The sequence below is a fragment of the Prescottella equi genome, from assembly GCF_020171745.1.
GTDB lineage: Bacteria > Actinomycetota > Actinomycetes > Mycobacteriales > Mycobacteriaceae > Prescottella > Prescottella equi_A.
The window spans coordinates 1-21,462 of sequence record NZ_JAIVAH010000009.1 but is presented as its reverse complement, the minus strand read 5'-3'; the positions used below and the strand labels follow the sequence as shown (position 1 = coordinate 21,462).

19 protein-coding genes are annotated in these 21,462 nt (G+C 67.8%); 9 read left to right on the top strand and 10 right to left on the bottom strand.

Features of this window, described 5'->3' with window-relative positions; translation table 11 throughout:
• The first annotated feature begins 38 nt into the window (after window positions 1-38).
• Window positions 39-935 carry an amidohydrolase family protein gene (locus tag LCL87_RS06800; RefSeq protein ID WP_510850711.1) on the top strand — a complete coding sequence of 299 codons (897 nt, stop codon included), beginning with the start codon at window positions 39-41 and terminating at the stop codon, window positions 933-935.
• Between the two features lie 6 nt (window positions 936-941).
• Here the strand turns inward: LCL87_RS06800 and LCL87_RS06795 are convergent, their stop codons facing one another.
• The 4 genes from LCL87_RS06795 to LCL87_RS06780 form a co-directional block, all read right to left on the bottom strand.
• Window positions 942-1,724, bottom strand: coding sequence for a VOC family protein (locus LCL87_RS06795; RefSeq protein WP_225018000.1), 783 nt, complete (start codon window positions 1,722-1,724; stop codon window positions 942-944).
• Window positions 1,725-1,858: 134 nt separating this feature from the next.
• Window positions 1,859-3,430, bottom strand: a complete 1,572-nt coding sequence (locus LCL87_RS06790) for a GMC family oxidoreductase N-terminal domain-containing protein (RefSeq protein ID WP_510850704.1) — start codon at window positions 3,428-3,430, stop codon at window positions 1,859-1,861.
• Window positions 3,431-3,649: 219 nt separating this feature from the next.
• Window positions 3,650-4,402, bottom strand: coding sequence for an SDR family oxidoreductase (locus LCL87_RS06785; RefSeq protein ID WP_225017997.1), 753 nt, complete (start codon window positions 4,400-4,402; stop codon window positions 3,650-3,652).
• A gap of 19 nt (window positions 4,403-4,421) precedes the next feature.
• A complete protein-coding gene (locus tag LCL87_RS06780; protein ID WP_225017995.1) occupies window positions 4,422-5,363 on the bottom strand; it encodes a 3-oxoacyl-ACP reductase in 942 nt (313 codons plus the stop codon).
• Window positions 5,364-5,650: 287 nt separating this feature from the next.
• Between LCL87_RS06780 and LCL87_RS06775 the strand changes: the two genes are divergently transcribed.
• On the top strand, window positions 5,651-7,270 hold the full coding sequence (locus LCL87_RS06775) for an acyl-CoA synthetase (protein ID WP_225017993.1): 1,620 nt from the start codon (window positions 5,651-5,653) through the stop codon (window positions 7,268-7,270).
• Between the two features lie 66 nt (window positions 7,271-7,336).
• Here LCL87_RS06775 and LCL87_RS06770 read toward each other — a convergent pair whose 3' ends face one another.
• On the bottom strand, window positions 7,337-7,822 hold the full coding sequence (locus LCL87_RS06770) for a nuclear transport factor 2 family protein (RefSeq protein ID WP_225017991.1): 486 nt from the start codon (window positions 7,820-7,822) through the stop codon (window positions 7,337-7,339).
• A 107-nt stretch (window positions 7,823-7,929) separates the two neighbouring features.
• The gene (locus tag LCL87_RS06765) at window positions 7,930-8,811 is read right to left on the bottom strand and encodes a TIGR03619 family F420-dependent LLM class oxidoreductase (protein WP_225017988.1); all 882 of its coding nucleotides are present in this window, start codon (window positions 8,809-8,811) and stop codon (window positions 7,930-7,932) included.
• Window positions 8,812-9,086: 275 nt separating this feature from the next.
• Here LCL87_RS06765 and LCL87_RS06760 point away from each other — a divergent pair, with 275 nt between their 5' ends.
• Window positions 9,087-9,980, top strand: a complete 894-nt coding sequence (locus tag LCL87_RS06760; RefSeq protein WP_225017987.1) for an IclR family transcriptional regulator — start codon at window positions 9,087-9,089, stop codon at window positions 9,978-9,980.
• Between the two features lie 107 nt (window positions 9,981-10,087).
• Here the strand turns inward: LCL87_RS06760 and LCL87_RS06755 are convergent, their stop codons facing one another.
• Window positions 10,088-10,612 (bottom strand): flavin reductase family protein, encoded by a 525-nt coding sequence (locus LCL87_RS06755; RefSeq protein WP_225017985.1) that lies wholly within the window; start codon window positions 10,610-10,612, stop codon window positions 10,088-10,090.
• Between the two features lie 272 nt (window positions 10,613-10,884).
• Here LCL87_RS06755 and LCL87_RS06750 point away from each other — a divergent pair, with 272 nt between their 5' ends.
• The 4 genes from LCL87_RS06750 to bphC all read left to right on the top strand — a co-directional run bounded on the left by LCL87_RS06750 (window position 10,885) and on the right by bphC (window position 16,028).
• Window positions 10,885-11,751, top strand: coding sequence for an alpha/beta fold hydrolase (locus LCL87_RS06750; protein WP_225017983.1), 867 nt, complete (start codon window positions 10,885-10,887; stop codon window positions 11,749-11,751).
• Window positions 11,752-11,765: 14 nt separating this feature from the next.
• Window positions 11,766-13,454, top strand: coding sequence for an FAD-binding protein (locus tag LCL87_RS06745; protein WP_225017981.1), 1,689 nt, complete (start codon window positions 11,766-11,768; stop codon window positions 13,452-13,454).
• Window positions 13,455-13,909: 455 nt separating this feature from the next.
• Window positions 13,910-15,082: an acyl-CoA dehydrogenase family protein gene (locus LCL87_RS06740; protein ID WP_225017979.1), complete on the top strand. Its 1,173-nt coding sequence runs from the start codon at window positions 13,910-13,912 to the stop codon at window positions 15,080-15,082.
• 40 nt (window positions 15,083-15,122) lie between these two features.
• Window positions 15,123-16,028: a biphenyl-2,3-diol 1,2-dioxygenase gene (gene bphC, locus LCL87_RS06735; protein WP_225017977.1), complete on the top strand. Its 906-nt coding sequence runs from the start codon at window positions 15,123-15,125 to the stop codon at window positions 16,026-16,028.
• Window positions 16,029-16,122: 94 nt separating this feature from the next.
• Here the strand turns inward: bphC and LCL87_RS06730 are convergent, their stop codons facing one another.
• Window positions 16,123-17,337 carry an alpha/beta hydrolase gene (locus LCL87_RS06730; RefSeq protein ID WP_225017975.1) on the bottom strand — a complete coding sequence of 405 codons (1,215 nt, stop codon included), beginning with the start codon at window positions 17,335-17,337 and terminating at the stop codon, window positions 16,123-16,125.
• A gap of 112 nt (window positions 17,338-17,449) precedes the next feature.
• Here LCL87_RS06730 and LCL87_RS06725 point away from each other — a divergent pair, with 112 nt between their 5' ends.
• Both LCL87_RS06725 and LCL87_RS06720 read left to right on the top strand, forming a co-directional pair.
• Window positions 17,450-18,277, top strand: coding sequence for a DUF72 domain-containing protein (locus LCL87_RS06725; RefSeq protein WP_225017973.1), 828 nt, complete (start codon window positions 17,450-17,452; stop codon window positions 18,275-18,277).
• 107 nt (window positions 18,278-18,384) lie between these two features.
• Window positions 18,385-19,626 (top strand): lipase family protein, encoded by a 1,242-nt coding sequence (locus LCL87_RS06720; RefSeq protein ID WP_225017971.1) that lies wholly within the window; start codon window positions 18,385-18,387, stop codon window positions 19,624-19,626.
• Window positions 19,627-19,635: 9 nt separating this feature from the next.
• Here the strand turns inward: LCL87_RS06720 and LCL87_RS06715 are convergent, their stop codons facing one another.
• Both LCL87_RS06715 and LCL87_RS25785 read right to left on the bottom strand, forming a co-directional pair.
• Window positions 19,636-20,337, bottom strand: coding sequence for a hypothetical protein (locus tag LCL87_RS06715; RefSeq protein WP_225017970.1), 702 nt, complete (start codon window positions 20,335-20,337; stop codon window positions 19,636-19,638).
• 138 nt (window positions 20,338-20,475) lie between these two features.
• Window positions 20,476-21,369 carry a nuclear transport factor 2 family protein gene (locus LCL87_RS25785; RefSeq protein ID WP_510850703.1) on the bottom strand — a complete coding sequence of 298 codons (894 nt, stop codon included), beginning with the start codon at window positions 21,367-21,369 and terminating at the stop codon, window positions 20,476-20,478.
• Window positions 21,370-21,462: the final 93 nt, after the last annotated feature.

Here is a 21,462-nt window from a genome sequence, read left to right as displayed (position 1 = left end):
CGCGAGACGAGAGGGGTCCGAACGTGTGTGAATCGGTGGTGACGACGGAACTCGACCGGGAATCCGAGACGGCCGGTGTGGCCGCGTTCCGCGAGCAACTGGGCCTGTCCACCCTGATCGACGTGCACACCCACTTCATGCCCAAGAACGTCATGGACAAGGTGTGGGCCTACTTCGACTCGGCCGGTCCGCTCACCGGCCGCGAATGGCCGATCCGGTACCGGTCGGAGGAGGAGACACGGGTCGCGCACCTGCGGGACTTCGGCGTCGGCCGGTTCACGTCGATGCTCTATCCGCACAAGCCCGAGATGGCGGCCTGGCTCAACCAGTGGGCGGCGGACTTCGCGGCGCGCACCCCGGACTGCCTGCACACGGCCACCTTCTACCCGGAGAAGTCGGCTCCGCAGTACGTGGCGTCGGCGCTCGAGGCGGGTGCCCGGGTGTTCAAGTCGCACATCCAGGTGGGGGACTACGACCCGAACGATCCCCTCCTCGACCCGGTGTGGGGACTGCTCGAGGACAGCGGCATCCCGATCGTGATCCACTGCGGCTCCGGACCCGCTCCCGGCCGCTACACCGGCCCCGACCGCATCGCCACCCTGCTCGCGCGGCACCCGCGCCTGGCGCTGATCGTCGCGCACATGGGGATGCCCGAGTATGTCGAGTTCCTCGATCTCGCCGACCGCTACCCGCTGGTGCAGCTGGACACGACGATGGCGTTCACCGACTTCACCGAGGCGCAGGTCCCGTTCCCGCGCCACGAGGTCCCGCGGCTGCGGGACCTGGGGGACCGAATTCTGTTCGGCAGCGACTTCCCCAACATCCCGTACTCGTACCTCGACGCGCTCGAGGCGCTCACCCGCTTCGACCTGGGCGACGACTGGGTGCGCGCCGTGGTGCACGACAACGCCGTGCGCCTGTTCGGGATCGACTGACCGCGGTCAGGACGCGGTCTCCGGCTGCATGACGCTGAACACCGCGCCCTGCGGATCGGCGAGCACCGCCATCCGGCCCACCGTCGCCATGTCGAACGGGTCGGCCATCAGCGCGCCGCCCTCCTTCGCCGCCGTGCCGACGGTCGCGTCGACGTCCTCGGTGCAGAAGTAGACGTGCCAATGGTTGGGGACGTCGGGGCGTGGTGGGGCGATGCACCCGCCCACCCCGTCCTCGTGGACCTGCAGGACGGTGTACTCGCCGTCCGGCATCGGCATCACCGCGCTGCCCAGGCCCACGACGGCGGCGTAGAAGGCGAGCGCCGACGACGCGTCGTCGGTGATCAGTTCGTTCCAGATCAGGGTGCCCGGTTCGTTCACCAGCGAGGCGCCGATGTGCGTGCGGGCCTGCCACAGGCCGACCTGCGCGCCGGTCGGATCCGCGACGAACGCCATCCTCCCGGCATCCCCGACGTCGAACGCCGGGAGGATCAGCTGTCCGCCGGCCGGTTCCACCTTCGCGGCGGACGCGTCGGCGTCGTCCACCGCCAGGAAGGTGTTCCAGGTCGACGGGGTGTCCGCGGGTGGGGCGCCCACGGGAAGCGGCGCGATGGCCGCGATCTGTTCGCCCCGCAGCGTCGCGATCGAGTACACCGTGTCCTCGAGCATCGGGCGGTCGTCGTACGACCAACCGAACAGTGCGGTGTAGAAGTCCCTGGCTCCGGCCTGGTCCGAGGTCTGCAGATCGACCCAACTGGGGGTGCCCTCGGTGTAGTTCGAACGGGTAGACATCGCGATGTCCTCTCATCCGTTTCGACGCGTTCACGACGTGGTCGATTGGGATCGTTCGAGAAAAGGCTATCGCAGACCGGGGCCCGCCCGCGTCCCCCGCACGGCCGGTGCGGTGGACGCGGGCAGGCGGTTCGTCACTGGATGTCGGTCGAGATGATCTTCTCCATGTTGCGCTCGGCGAGCGCGGTGATGGTGACGAACGGGTTGACGCCGACGTTGCCGGGGACGAGCGAGCCGTCCACGACGTACAGGCCGGGGTACTCGGGCAGACGGCCGAAGTTGTCGGTCGCCTTGTTCAGCAGGACGCCGCCCAGCGGGTGGTACGTGAAGTCGTCGCCCCACGTCTTGTACACGCCGAACAGGTCGGTCCGGTAGATCGTGCCTTCCTTCTTGTTGATCTTGTCGAAGACCTTCTTGGCCATGTCGATGCCCTTCTGGTTCTGCGACTGAGCCCAGGTGAGATCGACCTTGCCGGTTCCCGAATTGAACTGGAAACGAGCACGTTCGGGGTTCTTCGTGATGGCCAGGTACAGGCTGACGTACGTCTCGAGCCCGGCCGGCAGCGGAGCGATCTCCGCGAACAGCGGCGCGGTGGGATCGGCCCAGTTGTCGATGCCCATCGTCGGGATCGTGGCCTGCTTGGAGCCGGTGGCGTCCCACATGTGGTTGGCGCGGCCGACCATGATGTTGCCGTTGTTGCCCCAGCCCTCGCCGACCTGCGAAGACAGGTTGGGCAGGTGGCCCTGTGCCTTCATCGAGACCAGCAGCTTGCTGGTGCCGACGCTGCCGGCCGCGAAGAAGACGCGGTCCGCGGTGACGACCTTGGTGGCGACGACGCCGCCCTGCTCGTTGATCTGCTCCATCGTCACGCTGTAGCCGCTGCCGGCCGCCGGCGCGACCTTGGTGACGCGGTGCAGGGTGGTGATCGTGAGCTTCCCGGTGGCCGCGGCCTGCGCCAGGTAGGTCTTGTCGAGCGACTTCTTGCCGGCGTTGTTGCCGTAGATGACCTCGCCGCCGAGACCCGACTTGGTGACCTGGCCCGCGGCTTCCTTCTTCATGTACTCGAAGTCGTACACGTTGGGCACGAAAGTCGTTGTGAAGCCGGATCGCTGCGCGGTCTTGCGGCCGGTGCGCGCGAACTTGTACCACTCGGTGGACTCGAACCAGGCCTGGTCGATGTTGTTGACGCCCAGACCGGTGTTGGCGCGCGGGAAGTACTTGTTGTACATCTCGTTCGAGTCGACCGAGGGCAGGATCTCCTCGAAGAAGTTGCGCTTCGGGGTGACCGCCATGCCGCCGTTGACGAGCGAGCCGCCGCCGACGCCGCGACCCTGGTAGACCTTGATGCCGGAGAAGCGCTCGGAATCGAGGACGCCGACGTACCGGTCGATGCTCTTGTTGATGCCGAAGCCCATGAAGTTGCTGACCGGCTGATCCGTCTTGTCGGCCAACCACATCGAGCGCTTGTCGGCGTTGAGCATCCCGCAGAAGATCTTGCCGTCGGCGCCGGGGGTGTCCCAGCTGCGCCCCATCTCGACGATCTGCGTGGGGATTCCGGCCTGCGTCAGCCGCAGCGCGGCGACGGCTCCGCCGTAACCACTGCCGATGACGAGTGCCGGGACGCGGTCGCCGTCGGCGAGGGTGCGGCTGGGGGCAGCGGAGGCGGAGGTCGACATCGACGAGAGCGCAATGGCTCCCGCGGTCATGCCTGCACCTGCAAGGAATCGGCGGCGTGAGACGGATGCAACCCCCCGAGTTGCAGCAGCTCTGTTCGCCCGGCTTTCGGTCATGGATCTCCTCTGTCGGCGGTTTGGTAGGTCACTCGCCCTACAGGGCGAGCTGCCAGGGTTATACCGCCGACAGAGGAGGCTCCGAGGCGGTTCCGGAAAATTGGAACACCTCGGACATGATGTGTCGGACTGCGATCAGCGGAGCTTGAGGCTGCCGCCGTCCGCCATGACGGTCTGGCCCGTCATGTACTTCGAGTCGTCGCTCGCCAGGAACAGTGCGATCGGCGCGATGTCGGTCTCGGGATCACCGATGCGCTGCAGCGGGACCTTGGCGATCGTCGCGGCCGCCCGCTCCGGAAACGCCTTCTGCCACGCCACGACTCCCTCGGTGGCCGCGAACGGGCACAGCACGTTGACGCGGATCTGGTCGGCGGCCCACTCGTTGGCGGCGACCCGGCTGACGCCGCGGATGGCCTCCTTGGCCGCCGCGTACGACGTCTGCGTCGGCATGCCCTCGAGCCCCGAGCTGGAGCCGAAGTTGATGATCGACCCCTTCGACTCCTTGAGCTGCGGGTAGCAGGCCTGCATCAGATGCACCGTCGGGTAGAAGCCGGTGCCGAACGACAGGTCGAACATCTCCTGCGTCTGCTCGAGCAGCGGCGCCTGACGGGACGCGTGCGCGTTGTTCACCAGGATGTCGATCCGGCCGAACGCCGCAACCGCTGCGTCGCGGATCGCCTCTGCCGAATCCTTCTGCGAGATGTCGACATTGAGGAACTTGCCCTCGCCGCCGGCGTCCGCGATCTCTTTTTCGAGTTCTCGACCCTGTTCTTCGTGGATGTCGACGAACAGCACCTTCGCGCCCTCGCGGGAGAACACTCGGGTGATCGCGCGACCGATGCCACCGGCGCCGCCGGTGACGATGGCGACCTTGCCCTGAAGCCTCATGAGGAGCCCCCCGTCCCGATCAGACGCCGGCAGGCGCGTCGGTGGCGAGGGCGATCTTCTCGAGGCCCGCGACGCTGTACGCGGCGTAGGTCTCGTACGGGCCGCGGCCCGAGAAGTACGGCGTCATCTGGCCCGCGAGCTCCTCGACGGAGAACGCGGAACCGGCTGCATCGAAACGGTTCTCGACCTGCGGTGCGGCCATGAGCGCGACCATCTTGCCGTAGACCACGAAGACCTGGCCGTTGATCTCGTCCGACGCGGGCGACGCGAGGTAGCTCACCAGCGTGCCGACGCGCTCCGGGGCCAGCGGGTCGAGGCCCTGCGCACCGGTGTTGTTCTCGGTGCCGAAGGCCTCGGCCGTCATCGCCGTCCGGGCCCGGGGGCAGATCGCGTTGGCGCGCACGCCGTAGCGGGACAGGCCGGCCGCGGTCGACAGCGTCAGGGCGGTGATACCCGCCTTCGCGGCCGAGTAGTTGGGCTGCCCGGCGGAGCCGAACAGGAACGCCTCGGAGGAGGTGTTGATGACGCGACCGTAGATCGGGCCGTCGGCGTCCTTGCTCGCCTGACGCCAGTGCACCGCGGCGGCGTGCGACGTCGCGGCGTGGCCCTTGAGGTGCACGCGGATGACGTCGTCCCAGTCCGACTCGGACAGGTTGAAGATCATCTTGTCGCGCAGGATGCCTGCGTTGTTGACCAGGATGTCCATCGAACCGAAGTTCGCGACGGCCTCGTCGATCATGCGTCCGCCGAGCGACCAGTCCGAGACGTCGCCGGTGACGGCGAGGGCCTGTCCGCCCGCAGCCTTGATCTCGTCCACGACGTCGTGGGCTGCGGAGCCCATGTCGTTCACGACGACCGCGGCCCCGGCCTCGGCCAGGGCGAGCGCCTCGGCGCGGCCGAGACCGGCCCCGGCGCCGGTGACGATGGCCGTCTTACCGGCCAAGCTCAGAGAATCCACCATGTCAGGCTCCTTCAGGTTCCGTGCGATGCACTCAAACTAGTATTCATTCTAGTTTTGGCACAAGGGTCTCGGCCGATCTCGTTCTCGCCGACCCGGTGTGCGCTCCCGCAGATGATGCGCCAGACGCTGTCTCCCGCGCTGGGGGAATCCCGAAATTCTTCGCCGAGCTATTGATCAACTAAACGGAATATGTTCTACTCGCTGGGTTGTGATCTCAGGCACACGAGGGCGTGGTTTGTGGTAGAACGCACTGTTGCTCGATGTGCGATTCACCGAAGGACCAAGGTATGACTCTCAATCTCGCTGACCTGACCGAAGCCGTGATCGATGCCGTACCGGACAAGGTCGCGCTCGTGTGCGGATCCGAATCCCGGACGTTCGCCGAGTTCGACGCCGCGGCGAACCGCATCGCCCACCATCTCGCCGCTCAGGGCGTCGGGCCCGGCGACCACGTCGGCCTGCACGCACGCAACAGCCTCGAGTTCGTCGAATCGCTGCTCGGCTGCCTCAAGATCCGTGCCGTCCCGGTGAACGTCAACTTCCGTTACGTCGACGCGGAGCTCACCTACCTCTACAACGACGCGAAGCTGGCCACCGTCATCGCCGACGGCGAGTTCAGCGACGTCATCGCCGACGTGTTGCCCAAGTGCCCCGAGCTGCGGCACATCGTGCTCGTCGGCGAGCCGGCCGGGCCCGCGCTCGCGGAAGCCGCTGCCGCCGCCGATGTCTCGGTCGTCGACTACCACAAGGCCGCGGCCGAGCAGTCCGGTGAGCGGGACTTCCCGGAGCGCAGCGCCGACGACCTCTACGTCATCTACACCGGCGGCACCACCGGCATGCCCAAGGGCGTGATGTGGCGGCACGAGGACTTCTACCACGCCGCCCTCGCCGGCGGCGCCATCATGGGTGGCGACCCCATCCTGTCGCCCGCCGAGCTGGGCGCCGCCGCGGCCGCGAACCAGTTCGCGATGACCTACCTGGTGACCGCGCCGCTGATGCACGGCGCCGCGTCGTACTCGCTGTTCACTTGCATGTTCATGGGCTCCAAGCAGGTCCTCATGTCCAAGTACGACCCGGTCGAGGCGCTCGAGCTGGTCCACGAGCACAAGATCAACACCGTGATGGTGGTCGGCGACGCGATCGCGCGTCCGCTCGCCGACGCGATCGAGGAGCACGGTGAGCGGTTCGACCTGAGCTCGCTGTGGATCATCGGTTCGGGCGGTGCGCTGTGGTCGGCCAGTGTCCGCGGGAAGCTCAACAAGCTGCTGCCCAACGTCTACCTCCGCGACGCGTTCGGCTCGTCCGAGTCCGGCAACGACGGTGAGCTCAAGAAGGACGAGGACGGCCTGCTGCGGATGCCGCCGTCGCCCAAGGCGCGCGTCGTCGACACCGACTTCTCCACGATCGAGCCCGGTTCCGACAACGTCGGCTACCTCGCCCGCGCCGGACACGTGCCGCTCGGATACTTCGGCGACCCGGAGAAGACGGCCGCCACGTTCCCGGTCGTCGACGGCGTGCGTCTGTCCGTGCTCGGCGACCTCGCCCGCGTCGAGGCGGACGGCACCATCGTCGTACTCGGCCGCGGATCGTCGTGCATCAACACCGGCGGCGAGAAGGTGTACGCCGAGGAGGTCGAGGAGGCGCTCAAGAGCCATCCCGGCGTCCTCGACGCACTCGTCGCCGGCATCCCGGATCCCATGTACGGGCAGCGGGTGTCGGCCGTCATTTCCGCCCGCGACGGCGTCGACGATCTCGACGAGGACGAGGTGATCGCGCACTGCCGTACCCAGATCGCCGGCTACAAGGTGCCGCGCACCCTCGTCGTGGTCCCCGAGGTCGTCCGGTCTCCTGCAGGTAAGGCCGATTACCGTTGGGCCAAGGCGACTCTCGAAGCTGTGGCCGAGTAGAGCCACTCGGGTAACGACGAAACGGCCCGCCTCACGATTCGTGAGGCGGGCCGTTTCGCGTGGAGGTCAGCTACCGGCGCGGCCGAGCAGTTCGGGCGCCTCGGGGCGACCGTCGAGCACGCGCGAGGTGCGACGCTGGATCTGCCACACACCGTCGATCTTCTTCAGGTCGAAGCGGTTCGCCGTCACGCGCCAGACCCGGAACGAATCCTCGTTCGGGTTGCGCAGCAGCAGCTGCGAGTGGCACGTTGCGACGGCCGTGTCGCCGTCGACCACGATGTTGATCGGGTCGAGCAGGTGACCGCAACCGTTCTTGATGTAGTCCTGGTGCGGGCTGGTGCGGACCATTTCCATGATCTCCGCGCGACCGTTCATGTTGCGGATGTCGATGTCGTACACCGCATCCTCGGCCCACAGGGCGCCGACCTTGTCGGCGTTGCCGGCATCGACGGCCGGGCCGTACGCGGTGATGAGCTCCTGGATCGCGAGCTTGTCCTCGAGCAGCTCAACCCGCTCGATCAGCGACTGGACGAGCGCAGCGGTATCGGTCATCGGATCTCCTTCGGTGTTTGTCCAGCTATCAGGTGAAACGTGAAATGCATTGCCGTGAAGCCCGGTTCGCGTCGCGTCCCGGGTTCGGTGGTGCGGTGGCCGAGCGGTCAGCGGGGTGCAGGATCGAACTCGATGCCGAGCTCGGAACCGAGTTCGTGCAGGGATTCGAGCTGATCGCAGTAGTGCGCGGATCCGGTCGCAGAGACCGATGCGCTCGCGATCGTGGCCCCGGCCTCGCGCCGGCGTTCGAGCGCCCGGATCGTGCGGTCGCGTGCCCCCAACGGGTCCAGCGGTGCACCCATGCTCAGTACGACGTCGAAGTGCTCTGGGATGTCGACCTTTTCGAGCATGCCACGAAGTTCGTCGACGCTCAGGCCGAACGGCGCCCAACCGTCACCGTGCGTCGTGGCGCGGCGCAGCGACCGCATCGTCCGGCCGCCGATCCACAGCGGCACCCGGTCCTGCACGGCGTGCGGTTCGACGAGCAGTCCCTCGTAGTCGTAGTAGGTCCCGTGGTACTCGGGCAGGCTGCGCGACAGCGACGTGCGGAGGGCGGCGAGGGCGTCGTCGGCGCGGGCCCCGCGGTCCTCGAACGGGGCGTCCAGCAGGTCGAACTCCTCGCGCAGGGTGCCGACGCCCAGGCCGAGGATGAGCCGTCCACCGCTCACGACGTCGAGCGTGCCGTAGCGCTTGGCGATCTCGAGCGGGTGGTGGTACCCGAGCACCAGGACCTGGGTGGCGAGCCGGATCGTGGTGGTCCGCGCGGCGAGGTAGCCCAGCGTTGCGAGCGGATCCCAGTACGTGCCGCCGCGGGCTGCGGCCACGTCCACCGGGACCGCGACGTGTTCGCTGCAGGTCAGGTGGTGGTAGCCGAGACGGTCCGCGGTTTCCGCGATGCGGGCGAGATCCGCGATACCGGCGGCGCGCTCCCACGGGGAGTGTGCGTCGGGGTGCAGGACCACGACGGGGGAGACGATTCCGATGTGCATCCCTACAGCTCCGTTGCTGGATCGGCCGGTATCGCTTCGTTCTACCGGAGGGTGCGCGCCCCCGCGCCCGTTTTTCCGGTCACCGGGAGTCTGATCCGCTCGGTCGGCGCCCAGCGGGCGGCCAGGTCATGATGGGGGTGTCCGATTCGGACAAACAATCGACCAGAAAAAAGTCCCGCCTAGCGGGACATACCTGCTAGCCTGACAGAATTGATTTCAGTTTTGCGTCGGATTGCCCCTCTGACCAGGGGCTCAGATGTTGCTTGGAGGTGTCGATGACAGTCGTCGATTCCGGTGAGTCGGTCACCACGCCGGCCCCGCGTCGTGAACTGCCGCCTTCGATGGTCGAGCGGATGACCCTGATCCTCGACGCGTTCGACGGTCGCGCGTCGCGGCTCACGCTCGAAGAAGTGGCGTGCCGTACGCAGTTGCCGCGCTCGACCGTGCACCGAATCCTCGATCAGTTGGTGCGGCTGAACTGGGTGGAACACGCCTCGTTCGGCTACTGCCTCGGTCGCCGTGCGCTCGGCCTCGGCGGTGGCGACGGCGGGCACAGCGAGATCCGTGCCGCCGCGGCGCCGCTGCTGCACGAACTGCACATGCAGACCGGCATGGTCGTCCACCTCGCGGTGCTCGACGGCAGCGAGAGCGTCTACCTCGACAAGGTCGGCGGTCGCTTCGCGTCGACGCTGCCCTCGCGGGTCGGCGGACGCGGCCCGGCCTACTCGACGGCGGGCGGCAAGTCGATGCTCGCGTGGCTCGATCCCGAGCGGGTCGACAGCCTGTACGACGCGCGTCTGAGTCGCTGCACCGACCGGACCATCACCGACGTCGCGACCCTGCATCAGGAGCTCAACCGGATCCGGCAGCGTCGGGGCCTGGCCTTCGAGCGCGGCGAATCCGTTCGCGGCGTGGCCTGTGTCGGTGTCGCCGTTCGCGGTTACGACGGTCCGGTCGCCGGCATCTCGCTGTGCGGCGACGCGCGGACCGCCCAGCTCGAGCGCGTCGCGCCGCTCGTGGTCGATGCGGCCCGCGAGGTGTCGCGCACGCTCTACCCCGACATGGGTGCGCCCCGGCGTGCGCGCCGGGCACCGGAGCCGCCCGTCAACACCTGGTCCGCGGACGCGATGGATCGACTGCTGTCGATCCAGAGTGGGCAGTGGATCTGATCGATCGCGTCGGGGCCTGACCCCGCAACCGCACCAACGGGAACTGGCGGCACACTTCCACTTCGGAAGGGTGCCGCCAGTTCCCGTTGGTACGAAAAGTCTGCGGGTCAGACCAGCTCGGGGGCTCCGATGCCGAACTTGCCGCGGAAGAACACCATCGGGCGTTCCTCGCACACCGTGTCGAGTTCGAGCACGCGGCCGATGATGATGTCGTGGTCGCCGGCGACGTGGACCTCGTGCACCTCGGCGTGCACACGCATCAGCACGTCCGGCAACGACGGGGTGCCCCAGCGGGAGACCTCCCAGTCGAGGTCCTCGTACTTGAGGCCCTTGCTCGAGCCGAACCGCGAGCACAGATCGGACTGATCTTCGTGCAGGACGTTGACGCAGAAGCGGCCGGTCTCGCGGATGCGGGGCCAGGCCCGGCCGCGGTGATCGGCGCAGATCAGGATGAGCGGCGGCTCCAGCGAGACGGAGGCGAACGACTGGCAGGCGAAGCCGACGGGGCCTTCGTCGTCGAGACCCGTCACGACGGTCACGCCCGTCGCGAACTGGCCCATCACGCGTCGCATGTCCGCCGGAGTGGGCTCAGCTCCCAGCGTGATCTCCTGTGCAATCGCCTCTGTGGACATGGGGCCACCTCCGATTCGGGGGAACTGCGCGGCGCCGGGTGCGCCGAAGTCGATGTTTGCGAGCGTATGGCTGCACCTCCGCAGCCCTGAATTGCTGTCTCGATCAGCGGAACCACCCCCGTGGGGGGTGCCCACGGGAAGGGATGGTCTCGCTGATCGGGATGCGATATGGCCCACTTCGACGCGGGCTGGCACCCTTCCGCCGGATGGGCTGTGACCCGGATGACATTTCTAATTTGCAACGGACAGAGTGCGACGGACAGAGGCTGACGATGGCTATTGAGATCAGTTACGAGGATTCCAAGCGGGAACTGCACACCGATCAGGGTGTGCTCCGGTACCACCAGGCCGGCGACGGTCCGCCGCTGCTGCTGCTGCACGGCTCCGGCCCCGGCGTCACCGGCTGGCGCAACTACCGCGGCGTCCTCGCGGACTTCGCGGAGCACTTCACCTGCTACGTCCTCGAGTTCCCCGGCTTCGGCGTGTCCGATCCGTGCGACGGCCACCCCATGGTCGAGGCCGTCAACGCGGTGCCGGTCTTCCTCGAGGGCCTGGGCCTGGGTCCGGTCGACATCATCGGCAACTCGATGGGCGGTGTCGTCGGCGCCCGCATCGCGATCGCGCGTCCCGAACTCGTCAACAAGTTCGTCTCGATCGGCGGCATGGGCAAGAACGTGCTGTCGTCGAATCCGGGCGAGGGCATCAAGCTGCTCATGGAGTTCACCGACAACCCGACCCGCGAAAGTCTGGTCCGCTGGCTGCACTCGATGGTCTACGACCGCGCCGTCGTGACCGAGCAGCTCATCGAGGAGCGTTGGGCGCTCGCGACCGAGCCGAAGACGCTCGAGATCGCCCGCCGCATGTACAGCAGCAAGGCCTTCGCCGCGATGGCCGCGGCCAACGCGCAGGCCGACGGAACCCCGTACTGGGCTCAGTTCGGCAAGATCAAGGCCCCCACGCTGCTCACCTGGGGCCGTGACGACCGGGTCAGCCCCGTCGATCTCGGTCTGCTGCCGATGCGCGACATCCCCAACGCCGAGTTCCACGTCTTCCCGAACTGTGGTCACTGGACCATGATCGAGGCCCGCGACGCCTGGGTTGCGTCCGTGCTCTCGTTCCTTCTGCGCGACCGTAAGTGAGCTGAACAATCACCATGGCTGAGAACCAGAACTTCGACACCGTCGTCGACTTCCTCGTGGTCGGCAGCGGCGGCGGCGGCATGGTCGCCGGCATCACCGCCGCGAACCGCGGCATGTCGGCCCTCATCATCGACAAGGGCAAGACCTACGGCGGCTCCACCGCGATCTCCGGCGGCGGCATCTGGATCCCCAACGCGCCGGAACTCGTCCGCAAGGGCGCCGGTGACTCGCGGGAATCGATCCGTCGCTACCTCGACATCGTCACCGAGGGCAAGGTGTCCGACGAGCGTCTCGACGCCTACATCGACAACGGCCCGCCGATGATGGAACTGCTCGAGCGCAGCCCCCACGTCGAGTTCTACTGGGTCAAGGGCTACTCCGACTACCACCCGGAGTACGACGGCGGACGCCCGCTCGGCCGTACCGTGGAGTGCACCCCGTTCGACACCCGCAAGCTCGGTGAGGACGAGAAGTTCCAGCGCCCCAACAGCATGAAGGGCCCGCTGGGCCTGTGGGTGACGAGCAAGGACTACCACGACCTCGCGATGGTCAAGCGCACCTGGGCCGGTCGCCGGGCGTCGCTCGTCGCGGCGTGGCGGGTGTCGTCCAACGTGATCCGTCGTCGCCACATGTCCACCGGTGGTCGTGCGCTCGTCGCGCGGATGCGCATGGCGCTCAAGGATGCCGGCGTTCCGCTGTGGCTGCAGACGTCGATGAAGGACCTGATCGTCGACGACAAGGGTGCCGTCGTCGGCATCACCGCGGAGCGCGAGGGCAAGGTCGTGCGCATCGGTGCCCGCAAGGGAGTCCTGCTGGCCACCGGCGGTTTCGAGCACAACAACGCCATGCGTGCGCAGCACCTGCCCGAGAACGGCGTCGAGAACATCAGCATGGGCGCCCGGGAGAACGTCGGCGACGGCATCGTGGCGGGCCAGAAGCTCGGTGCGGCCGTCGACCTCATGGACGACGCGTGGTGGATGCCGTCGGTCATGCACCCGATGGGTGCGGTCATCCCGCTGGTGTCCGAGCGCTCGATCCCTCCCTCCGTGATCGTGAACAAGGACGGCAAGCGCTTCACCAACGAGTCGGCGCCGTACGTGAACTTCGTGCACGACCAGATCGAGGGTGGCCACGTCCCGGCCTACTTCATCATGGACAGCAAGGCTCGCTCGCGGTACCCGTTCGCGCAGGTGCTGCCGGGTGCGCCGTTCCCGCAGGCCTTCTACGACAAGGGCATCGTCCACAAGGCGAACTCGCTGAGCGAGCTGGCCGAGAAGATCGGTGTGCCGACGCAGAACCTGCTCGAGACCGTCGACCGGTTCAACGGCTACGCCCGCACCGGCAAGGACGAGGAGTTCGGCCGCGGCGACAGCGCGTACGACCAGTACTACGGCGACCCGACGATGAAGAACCCGGCCATGGACGAGATCGTCAAGGGCCCGTTCTACGCCATCCGCGTCGAGGCCGGCGACCTGGGCACCAAGGGTGGCCTCGTCACCGACGCCGACGCGCGCGTGCTGCGCGAGGACGGCTCGGCCATCGACGGTCTGTACGCGACGGGTAACACGTCCGCGTCGGTCATGGCCAACGAGTACGCCGGCGCCGGCGCTACCATCGGCCCCTCGATGGTGTTCGGTTACGTGGCCGCGAACCACGTTGCCGACGGCGACGCGAAGCGCGTCGACGGGGCCGGGAAGAAGTAGTAAGAAGTAGTCCGAAAGTCTCTCGAAATGCTCACTCAGTGGGACTGGGAAACAGGCTCTGACGTGGCCGAATTCCAGTCCCGCTGAGCGGGAGATGTTTTGTTCTCCCGGGCCGATTCCTGGGACCGTTCGATACACACGATCAGCGCATCGGATGCGTTGATCCCCGATCCGCACCAGGAGGGCGCCATGCTTGCAGGCACCGTCCGGCACCTGGATGCGGAAACCCGGGACACCACGGTGGACTCGCTCGTCGCCGGTGTCCATTCCAGCTTCCTCGAGCATGCCGCGCGCATGCCAAGCCTCACGGCGCACCCGAACCGAGATTCTCGTCTGGGCCGGTCGCCCGAGCTTGCCGGAGGACAGGAGAGACCAATTGCCCTTGAGTGCAGTCGGTCTGGCCGCTAAGAATTGATCCGCGTCGCCGTGAGATCGCAGAGAGAGAGCTGATAGCAATGGGTCAGGTTTTGGACAACATCATGCAGTTCGCGGACGAGATCCGCGAGGGTGGCATCGAGGGCGAGAAGCTGATGCGCCTCTCGGACGGCAACGCGAAGCGCGTGCGCGACGCCGGTGTCATCCGGATGCTGCAGCCGAAGGAGTTCGGTGGACTCGAGGCGCACCCGCGCGAGTTCGCCGAGACGGCCATGGCCCTCGGCGCCGTCGACGGCTCCACCGGCTGGGTCTCCGGCATCGTCGGTGTCCACCCGTGGGAGATGGCCTTCTTCGATCCCAAGGCGCAGCACGAGGTCTGGGGCGAGGACGTCGACACCTGGATCGCGTCGCCGTACGCCCCGATGGGTGTCGCGGTGCCGGTCGACGGTGGCTACATCCTGAACGGCCGCTGGTCGTTCTCCACCGGCAACGACCACTGCGAGTGGGTCATGATCGGTGCTCTCGTCGGTGACCAGAAGGGCGTGCCCACCGGCAAGATCCTGCACGTGCTGGTTCCGAAGGCCGACTACACCGTCGACCACGAGAGCTGGAACGTCGTGGGCCTGCGCGGTACCGGTTCGAAGGACTTCACGGTCAAGGACGCCTTCATCCCCGAGTACCGCACGATCGACTCCGAGATCGTCCTCAGCGGCAACGGTGCCAAGCACGCCGGCCGCGACGAGACGCTGTACAAGTTCCCGTTCTCCTGCATCTTCCCGCTCGGCATCTCCTCGTCGCTGATCGGCATGTGCCAGGGCGGTCTCGCGCTGTACATCGCTGCGCAGAAGGAGCGCGTCGCGGTCACCGGTGTCCCGATCAAGGAGGACCCGTACGTCCTCTACGCCATCGGTCAGGCTGCCGACGAGATCAACGCTGCGAAGGTGTCGATCCTCGAGACCGTCGACCGCTTCTGGGACAAGACGGAGAAGGGCCAGGAGGTCACCTTCGAGGAGCGCGCCGTCGGCCGCCGCACCCAGACCAACGCCGCGTGGCGCGCCGTCAGCGCCCTCGACGAGATCTTCGCTCGTGCCGGTGGTGGCGCCATGAAGGTCACGCTGCCGCTGCAGCGCTTCTGGCGTGACGCGCACGTCGGCCTCACGCACGCCATCCACGTGCCCGGCTCGATCAACCACGCGTCGGCGCTGACCCAGCTCGGTGGTGAGCCGCAGGGCGTCCACCGTTCGATGATCTAGTTCGAACCCAGCTGAATTCCTCACTCAGGGACGGATTGATATGACGGACATTCGGGGTCTCGGTTACCTCAGAATTCAGACCCAGGACATCGCTCGCTGGCGTGAACTCGTCGTCGACGGCCTCGGCATGGCGACCGGCTCGGGTCCCGACCCGGACGGCCTCTACCTGCGTCTCGACGAGCGGCGTGCGCGCCTGATCGTCCTGCCGGGCGAGACCGACAAGGCTCTGGCGGTCGGCTGGGAGGTGCGAGATCACTTCGCGCTGCAGCGTGTCCGCGAGGCCGTGGAGAAGGCAGGCATCGCGGTGGAGGAGCTCTCTCTCGAAGAGGCCGACTACCGCGACGCCGAGAAGGTCATCGCGTTCGACGACCCGGCCGGCACACGTGTCGAGGTGTTCTTCGGCCCGGTGCTCGACCACAGCCCCGTCGTCACGCCGCACGGCGGCCGCTGGGTCACCGGCGAGCAGGGCCTCGGCCACGTCGTGCTGCCGACGGCCAAGTTCGCCGAGTCGTACGCCTTCTACACCGAGGTGCTCGGCTTCCTCCCGCGTGGCGCCATCCGGCTGCAGGACGGCGTCTCGCGCGTCCGCTTCCTCGGCGTCAACCAGCGTCACCACAGCCTCGCGCTGTGCCCGGCGCCGCCGACGGAGGAGCCCGGCCTGGTGCACCTGATGACGGAGGTCGACACCCTCGACGCCGTCGGCCAGGCGCTGGACCGTGTCGCCAAGAACGGCTTCACGATCTCCTCGACCCTGGGTCGCCACACGAACGACAAGATGATCTCGTTCTACGTGCGTGCTCCCGGAGGCTGGGACCTCGAGTTCGGCACCGAGGGCATGCTGGTCGACGAGACCTTCTACACCGCCGAGGAGATCACGGCGGACAGCTACTGGGGCCACGACTGGTCGGCCTCGGAGCCGCTGAAGGCGTTCATCCCGAAGGCCTGATCACCCTGTAGGTGGTGCTCGACGCGAAAGGGCCCCGCACGGATTCGTCCGTGCGGGGCCCTTTCTTCTTGCGGTCGTGCGGTCGTGTCGTTGATCAGACGGGAAGGTCGAGCGATCGAGCGAGCGTCGGCCACGCCTGCGGCAGCCGATCCCGCCAGTACGACCACCCGTGGATCCCGATCGCCTCGTACTCGAAGGTCGCGGGGATGTTCAGTTCGTCGAGCCGGGTGTCGAGGAGACGGGTGCAACCGTTCGCCATGACTTCCATCGGGCCGCCGATGAACACCCGGTCGAACCAGTCGGACGCCGCCGGATCCTCGTACCGGCCGGGCACCCCCGACGCCACCGAGACGTAGATGTCCATGCCGCGCAGTGCCTCGGCGTTCCGGACGCTGTCGTGGGCGACCCATCCGGGTCCGCCGACCTCGCCCCACAGGTTCGCGATGTCGCCGCCGCGTGACGACACCGTGGACTGCACGCTGAGCCGGCCCAGGTCGTCGACCGTCGAGTAGCACCCGCTGAATGCCGCGATGCCGCGGTACATTCCGGGATTGCGGTGCGCGAGCATCATCGCGCCCTGCGAGCCCATCGAGATCCCGAGCAGCGACTTGACCCCGTTGGTGTGCAGCCGGGCGTCGAGCAGCGCGGGCAGTTCCTGCGTGACGAAGGTTTCCCACTTGTGCAGTCCGACGCCCGGATCGATCCGGTCCCAGTCGGTGTAGAGCCCGGATACGCCGCCGTTGAGCATCACGACGTTGACGTTCTTGTCCTCGAAGAAGGCCGGGACTCCGCCCATCGTGACCCAGCCGCTGGTGTCCTCGCCGGCGTCGACGCCCTCGAGCGCGTAGATCGACGGGCGCGGCACCGAATTGTCCTTGGGGAGGAACACTTCCACTCCGACCTCGCGGCGCAGCGCCGGAGAGGCCACGGTGAAGCGCACGAGCCGTTCGGTCTTCTGCTGCTCGGCGGTGATCGCCGCGGTGGTGATGTCGTCACGCAGCGGCGGCAGCGGCGGGTGCTCGTTCTGGAGCGGGCCGGGAATGACGGACCCGGCGACCACGCTGCCGTTGTCGGAACTGGCGGCCGCGCTGCCGCTCGATCCACCGGCGGCGCTGCCGAGGCTGCCGCTGCTCGCGGCGCTACCGGGTGCGGCCGTCGCCTCCCCAGCGCTACCAGCACTACCGGCGCTACCGGGTGCGGCCAGCGCCTCCCCGGCCAGCGGCAGTGCCACCAGCGCCGCCAGCGACGCGCCCAGCACGCCCCGGCGCAGTCGGCGTCGCGCCGCACGTCTCGGATCTGAACCCCACATGGAGAAACTCCCCCTACATCTCGAATCTGGCGATCAGTAAGGTACCCCGACCTGCAGACAGGAGTTCCCAAGTCGCAGGAATCGTCCCTCGGACGGACTACACTGCGGCCGCATGGCGGACGTCCGTGTCGGCATCTCCGGGTGGGTGTACCCGGGGTGGCGCGGCGGGTTCTATCCGAAGGGCCTGGTGCACCGCGACGAACTGCGGTACGCCGCCGAGCACCTGACGTCGATCGAGATCAACGGGTCGTTCTACGCGTTGCAGAAGCCGTCGAGTTTCGCGAAGTGGCATGACGAGACGCCCGACGACTTCGTCTTCGCGGTCAAGGGCGGCCGCTACGTCACCCACGTCCGCCGGTTGCAGGACGTCGAGGTGCCGCTCGCGAACTTCTTCGCCGCGGGCGTCCTCGCATTGCGCGACAAGCTCGGGCCGATCCTGTGGCAGCTGCCACCGAACATGCAGTTCGACGCCCGGGTGCTGGAGGAGTTCCTGACCCTGTTGCCGCGCACGACGACGGCGGCCTGCGCGCTCGCGGCCCGCCGCGACGACAAGCTCTCCGACGACCGCGTTCTCGCCACAACCGACGCCGATCGCCCGATCCGGCACGCCCTCGAGGTCCGGCACCCGAGTTTCGCGGTCCCGGAGATGGTGTCGATCGCCCGCGACCACGGTGTCGCCGTCGTGCTGGCCGACACCGCCGGGAAGTACCCGCGGATCGACGAGGACACCGCGGATTTCGCGTACGCCCGCCTGCACGGCGACGCGGAGTTGTATGCGAGCGGGTACACCGACGAGGCCCTGGACCGGTGGGCCGAGAAGGTGCGTGGCTGGACCGCGTCCGGGCGCGACACGTTCGTCTACTTCGACAACGACATCAAGGGCTACGCGCCGTTCGACGCGATGCGGCTGCTGGGCCGGACGGGTGGCCGCCCGGCCTGACGGATTCGCGGCGTGTTCACGCTCGATTCCGGGGCGGCGGGCCGACTGCCTGCTAGAAACGACCCGACGATCTTGGACAAACGTTCAACGACTGGCAGGAATCGACGATGAAACTCACCGGGTCGCTCGGCGCCGCGCTCGGCGCCCTCGCCGTGACCGTGTCCCTCGGAGCCGGCCCCGCCGCTGCGGCGCCGAATCCGCCTCTGCCGGGACCGGTTCCACTGGCGGACGGCTGGTATCAGGAACCCGGAAACCTGGCCGACTACGCCCCCGGTGACGTCATCCGTGCGCGGTCGGCCGAGGTGCGCTACCCGGCGAACACGGCGTGGCCCGTCGTCACCACGACACAGTTGCTGGTGCGCAGTTCGGACGCGCACGGGGCTCCCGAGTCGACCGCGGCCACCGTCATCGTCCCGAACCGGCCCTGGACGGGACCGGGGGAGCGGCCGCTGCTCTCGCTGCAGGTGCCCACGGATTCGCTGGGGCTGCAGTGCAACCCATCCGTCGAACTCACTCAGGGCACCGACTCCGACCTGGCGCTCGTGGCGCCGATGCTCGCGCTCGGCTACGCCGTGGTCGCCACCGACTACGAGGGCCCGGAGATGGCCTGGATCGCCGGCTACCAGGCGGGTCATGCCGTGCTCGACGGGATCCGGGCGGCGCAGCGGCACGCGCCACTGGGCCTGTCGACGTCGCCGGTCGTCATGTACGGCTACTCCGGCGGCGGGCAGGCGACGGCGTGGGCGACGCAGCTCAAGGCGTCGTACGCGCCGGAGCTGAACATCATCGGCGCCGCAGAGGGCGGTGTCCCGGGCAACCTCGCCGAACTCAGCGCGCGACAGCCGGCGGCCGGCTTCACCGCGTGGGGTTCGCTGCTCGGCCTGTCCCGCGCGTACCCGGAGAAGGTGCGCCCGCAGGACTACCTGAACGCGGACGGCATCGCCTTCGCGACCGGCCTGACCAACCAGTGCCTGCCCGATCTGCTGAAGAACACGAACAACGTCAGCCTCGCCTCGTACTCGACGGTGGGCAACATCCCCGACGTTCCCAGCGTGCGTGAGGCGTTCGAGCTCAACTCGCTGGGCCGCACGGCCGACACCCCGGACATGCCGCTGTACGTCTTCCACGACAGCAAGGACACGCTCATCCCGGACTGGGCGATGACCGGCGTGGTGCAGGAGTACTGCGAGCGCGGCGTCGACGTCCAGTTCGTCTCCGGGCCCGGTGTCGACCACGTGGGCTTCGCGCTGCTGGGCATGCCCGCCGCCTACAAGTGGCTCGACGACCGGGTCATGGGGCGTCCGACGACCCCGAACTGCGGGGCGCCGGTGGTCCCGGGCCTGTCCTGACTCGTCCGCTCACACGTGACTGCGTACCTTCTCCACAGTCCGGGTGAACACGTCGTCGAACTCGGTACGAAACTCCTTGCCGTGATACGCCAGCACCAGCACGGTGTAGTCGCCGACCGCGGCGTACCCCAGCAGCACCTCTTTGTCGGCCCACTTCGGGTTGTCGGAGTGCGTGAGCTCGGAGACGATGACGGCGTTCTCCGACGTGAGCGCGGGCGGGAGATCGAGTCGCTCGGTGCGTACCGTGCGACCGAAGGAGGCGGGGTCGTCGTAGGTGACGGTGTACGTCGAGCATGCCCCGGTGTGGGCATCGGCCATGCGTTGTACGTCCAGGTCGGTCTCGCTGACCAACATGATGTAGGCGCGGTCGTCCCCGAGGAGAGCACCGGCGGCCGAACCGTTCTCGACCAGCCCGATCCGAGCACCGTCCGAGTAGACGTTCTCGGCCTCGCACGCGGGCGGATCGAACCTCGTGGTCGTCAGCTCCGAACCGTCGCCGGTGCTGGGTGCGTCGAGTTTGAGGCTGAGGACCATCTGGTCCTCGCGCGGGAGTTGTTCGACAACGGCGCCCGTGGGCAGTTCCGAGGCGTCGGGCAGCAGACTCGTCCGGAATTCGGGCCCGCTCGTCGGGGGAGACGCGTCCGTGGTTCCGCAGCCGGCGATGCTCGACAGTCCGACGATCCCCAGCACGGCGACTCGATATCTCGACATGATTCCTCCCCGTTGCACACCGGAATTCCGGCCCCCTGTGCAGACGGTATCGGGCAAATCGGTCGAGCGTTACGTTGATCCTGAAGGATTTCCGTCGCTCAGCGAGAGGAATCCTTCAGGATCGGACGTCGATTCCGTTCAGGCAGTGTCGGTCCGCAGCCGGGTCAGCCGCATCGACGAAATCCGCCAGCCGTCGCCGATCTTGCGGTACTCCTCGACGTAGTGCCCGTAGCCGTGCAGGCTGCGCACAGGTGCGCCGTCCGGCCACCACAGCTTGTCCTCCATCGCCCACACGCCGGTCGCGGTGGTGGGGGAGGTGAGCGTGATCTCGGGCATGTGGCCGTGGTGAACGGTGGCGACATCCTCGATGCTTGCCCGCAGGAACGGCATGTACTCCGCCACCGAATCGGTCACGCCGCCACCGGTCTCCGTCATGTCGATCGCGACGTCGTCGGTGAACACGGCGGCCAGCCCGTCCCAGTCCTTGGTGTCCATGAGCCGGAAGTAGCGGGCCTTGAGCGCCTGGATCGCCTCGATGTCGGCCGCGGCGGTGCGCGGGTCCACCGGCGACGTCCCGCCGTTCCAGTGGCCGGGACCGGCCCCGAGCACCGCGATGTCGCCCTGAGTGCCGCGCATGTGCTTGGTGCGGTGGCTCATTCGCCACGCGCCGTCGGTGAGTCGCCACTCGTCGTGGTAGTCGCCGAGCGTCGAGAAGCTCAGGCCGCGAAGATCTCCGACGCCGAGGTGCAGGTCCGAGACGTAGGTGCGGCTGGACGCGGTGCCGGCCGCCAGGTCGACGTCGATCAGCATGTTGCCCAGCAGATGCTGGGTGGGCCCGCAGTCGTCGAGGAACGAGCGGATCGCGGTCTCCACCTCGCCGGGGCCGTGCAGCGTTCCGGTCCCGAGTTCGGCGGTGGCGTCGGGCAGCATGATCTCGTGCAGCACCGGCCAGTCGCGGTCGTCCATCGCGCGCGCGAACCGGACGACTCCGCGAGCGATCTCGCGTTCGGCCAACAGGATCTCGATACTCATCGGCATTCCTTCCGTGACTGGTGCGGACCACGCTGTCGTGGATGGTCATCTCGTGGTCGTCGTGGGTGACGGTGCGCGACACCGACGCGGCCG